This window comes from Ruthenibacterium intestinale, from assembly GCF_040096265.1.
In the GTDB taxonomy this organism is placed as follows: Bacteria; Bacillota; Clostridia; order Oscillospirales; family Ruminococcaceae; genus Ruthenibacterium; species Ruthenibacterium komagatae.
This window is the reverse complement of sequence record NZ_JBBMFA010000038.1, coordinates 1-3626: the sequence shown is the minus strand read 5'-3', so window position 1 is coordinate 3626 and position 3626 is coordinate 1. Positions and strand designations below refer to the sequence as shown.

The 3626-nt window shown below is 63.3% G+C and carries 3 protein-coding genes; 2 read left to right on the top strand and 1 reads right to left on the bottom strand.

Features of this window, described 5'->3' with window-relative positions; translation table 11 throughout:
• Nucleotides 1–32 precede the first annotated feature (32 nt).
• Complete coding sequence (locus WMO24_RS01680) at nt 33–896, bottom strand: aldose epimerase family protein (RefSeq protein WP_349214438.1); 864 nt, start codon at nt 894–896, stop codon at nt 33–35.
• Between the two features lie 318 nt (nt 897–1214).
• On the opposite strand from WMO24_RS01680, the gene WMO24_RS01675 reads away from it, so the two are divergent.
• Nucleotides 1215–2075 carry an NAD(P)-dependent oxidoreductase gene (locus WMO24_RS01675; RefSeq protein ID WP_349214436.1) on the top strand — a complete coding sequence of 287 codons (861 nt, stop codon included), beginning with the start codon at nt 1215–1217 and terminating at the stop codon, nt 2073–2075.
• 88 nt (nt 2076–2163) lie between these two features.
• Nucleotides 2164–3573 carry a sugar ABC transporter substrate-binding protein gene (locus tag WMO24_RS01670; protein ID WP_349214434.1) on the top strand — a complete coding sequence of 470 codons (1410 nt, stop codon included), beginning with the start codon at nt 2164–2166 and terminating at the stop codon, nt 3571–3573.
• The last annotated feature ends 53 nt before the right edge of the window (nt 3574–3626 follow it).

Below are 3626 nucleotides of genomic sequence, written 5' to 3'. Positions count from 1 at the left end.
CCCCGGCCGGGGCGGGCGCTCTTGCGCGCCGTTCACAGTGCTTCCAGATACAGGGTGTAGGCGTAGGCCCGGCCCGGGGCCAGGCGCAGAATGCAGGGGCGCCGGGCCAGCTCGTACCCGGCGGCGCTGTCCGAGGGAAGGCCCTGCCAGGGCTCCACGCACACGAAGGCGCCCGCGTTGTCCGGGGACCAGACCACCACCGTGGGGAAGCCCTGGGCGGAGACCCGGGCCCAGTCCCGTCCGCCGCAGCGCAGGGTGATCCAGGGCGCGTTCAGCCCCTGCAGCACCAGACAGCCGTACTCCCGGAACAGCTTCTTGGACAGCGCCAGCGACGAGGCGTTGTCCAAAAAGGCCTGGCGCTCTTTCAGCAGGCCGCCGTCCAGCCGCCAGTTGCAGGCGGTCTGCGGGGTGGAAAAGGTCAGCTGGCACTGGTCCAGCGGGGTGTCCGGGGGCAGCGCCAGGCCCAGGTGCTCGCCCACCGAGAAGAACATCTCCTCCGAGCCGGTGTTCTCCACCCGGCGCGTCAGCGCCAGGCCCTGGTCGGTCAAGGCGAAGGTGCACAGAAACCGGAAGGGGAAGGGATAGCACTGCAGCGTCTGTTCCGAAGAGGTCAGGCACAAAGTCAGCGCCTGGTCCGACTGCTGTTCAACGGTGAAGGGCGAATCCTTGGCAAAGCCCTGGGGCGGCATTTCGTAACTGCGGCCCTTGTGGGTGAAGCGCAGGTCCCGCAGCTTCCCGGTGATGGGGAACAGGGTGGGGGCATGCCCGCTCCAGTAACGGGCGTCGCCCTGCCAGATCAGCTCGGCGCCGTCCTGCTTGCGGCGCAAAGAACACAGCTCGGCCCCGAAGGTGTTCACCCGGGCGGTAAAGGACGAATTTTCAAGGGTGACGATCATGATAAGTCCTCCTGTTCCATTGAAATCAGCGGCGCCGGCCGCTTTGCAACGCATTGTAGCACAGTTCGACTGGGGCGTCAATTTCACTAAATTCACAGATGAAAACCGAGCTTTTTGGGAGTTTTATCCAAATACAATACGATTTTTACAGTATTTCATAAGAAATTGATAATTTTGCAGCCGCCGGATACAAGTTCGTTTGGATGTTGCTATTATTGGTGAAAATTGTTACACACGCGCGCCGCCCGGCCTGCTACAATGAAGACAACCAAAAGCGCGGGATCCCTGTGAGATGGAACAAAGGAGGAGACGGTGTTTATGAAAATCGGATTTATCGGCCTGGGCCGCATGGGCGGCGGCGCCTGCGGCAACTTTGTCCGCCGGGGTCACGACGTGATGGTGTACGACATCGCGCCCGCCGCCATGGAGGCGTTCCGGGGCAAGGCGGAGCTGGCCCGGGACCCGGCGGAGCTGTTCCGGCGCAGCGAGGTGACGCTGCTGTCCCTGCCTTCGTCGGTGCAGGTGGAGCAGATGTGCGAGACGTTTCTGGCCTGCGGTGTCCAAGGCAAAACCGTGATCGATCTGTCCACCAGCTATCCGCTGTCCACCAAAAAGCTGCAGCAGCGCTTTGCCCAGGCGGGCGGCGCATTCCTGGACGCGCCGCTGATGGGCAACCCCCAGATGGCGGCCGAGGGCACCATCTCCGTCACCGTGGGCGGCGACCGCAAGGATTTTGACGCGGCCGCGCCGGTGTTCCAGTGCTTTACCAGCCGGGCGGACTACGTGGGCGGCCCGGGCAACGGACATTTGGTGAAACTGGCGCTGAATTTCACGGGCCTGATGTATGCCATCACCTATTCCCAGATGTTCCCGCTGATGGAGAAGCTGGGGCTGGATACCCAGCAGCTGTTTGACATCATCTGCGAGCAGAAAACCAACTGCGGGGTCTTTCAGTTCTACGGCCAGAAAGTCAAGGACCGGGACTACCGGCTGGACTTCGCGCTGGCGTTCGGGCTGAAGGATCTGGGATATGTCAAGCGCTTGTATGAAGATTTGAACTGCCCGGCCTTTGCGCTGGACGGCGCGCTGGATCTGCTGCGCACCGGCCTGAAGGACGGGCGCGGCGGCAATGACTTCTCCGAGGCGGCCGCCGTGATGCGGGATTATCTGGAACTTTGAACCGAACCGTTTACACACCGCGGTTCCCGGCCCCGGCCGGGACAGCACCACCCAAAGAGAAAGGAAGCGGAACACAATGTTTGCGAACATGAAACGATGGATCTCCGCGGTCCTGCTGGCCGCGATGGTTCTCTCCCTGGCAGCCTGCGGCGGCGACTCCACCGCCGGGTCCACCGCCTCCGCCGGGTCCGGCGGCAGCGCGGCCCAGACCGGTGACACGGGCGCGGCCCAGCGCCTGGAAGAGCAGAAGGAACTGAACGTGATGCTGGTGGCCGGCAACTTCGCCGAGTCCCTGGAGAAGATCTACAGCGATTACGAGGACGAGTACGGCGTGAAGATCAACTACACCATTCTGGGCGTGGACACCTACTTCCAGAAAATGCTGGTGGAGATGTCCTCCGGCTCCGATGCCTACGACGTGATCTACCTGATGAGCCCGCAGTTTTTGCAGTACGCCTCCAACGACTGGCTGTTCCCCCTGGATGACTTCATCGCCGACAAGTCCATCACCGACGACGAGGTGCTGGCACTGGACGGCCTGGCGGAGTCCTCGCTGGAAGCCCAGCGCTACGACGGCAAGCTGTACGGCCTGCCGGTGTGCAGCCTGACCACCCTGCTGTACTGGCGCAAAGACCTGTTTGAGGCCGCGGGCCTGGACCCCGAGCAGCCCCCCGAGACCTGGGAAGAGCTGCGGGAGTACGCCAAGCTGCTGCACAAGGACGGCGTGGCCGGCGTGGCCATGCGCGGCGCCCGCAGCGCCGGCGGTTCGGAGGGTCTGATCTGGGAGTGGCCCATGGTCATGTACTCCATGGGCGGCGACTTTGTGGAAAACTTCCCCGACGACATGACCCCCACCCTCAATTCGCCGGAAGTGGTGGAGTCCGTGGAGTATTACGCGGATCTGCTGCAGAACTACTCCATCCCCGGCGCCACCACCTGCAACTTTGAGGACATCACCGTGGCGGTCCAACAGGGCGATCTGGCCATGTGGATCGACGGCGCGGCCATCGTGCCCAACTACATCAACCCCGAGATGTCCAAGACCACCGAGGACATGGTGGGCTTCGCTCCCGTCCCCGCCGGTCCCGAAGGCCGCTGCGCACCGCTGAACGTGCACTCGGTCAACATCCCCAAAAACGCCAAAAACAAAGAGCGCGCCTGGCACTTCATCCAGTGGGCCCTGTCGGAGGAGATTATGGTCCGGCTGGGCACCGAGGGCAACCTGGTCACCGTGGCCCGGGATTCCGTGTACGAGGACCCCGCCTTCATCGAAGTGAACGACATCGGCGACGGCGCATGGCTGGGCGCCATGCGGGACAGCCTGGCCAACTACGCCATGGCAAAATACCGCCCCCTGACCCCCGAATGGCCCGAGGTGGCCGACATCGTCAGCGGATACATCTCCGATGTGTTCGCCGGGCAGATCAGTGCCCAGGATGCCATGGACCAGGCCAATGAGGAAGTGAGAAAAGTGTACGAGGAGGCCGGTTACATCTAATCCATTGCTTTTCCTCCGACCGGGGGGGGGGGGGGGGGGGGGGGGGGGGGGGG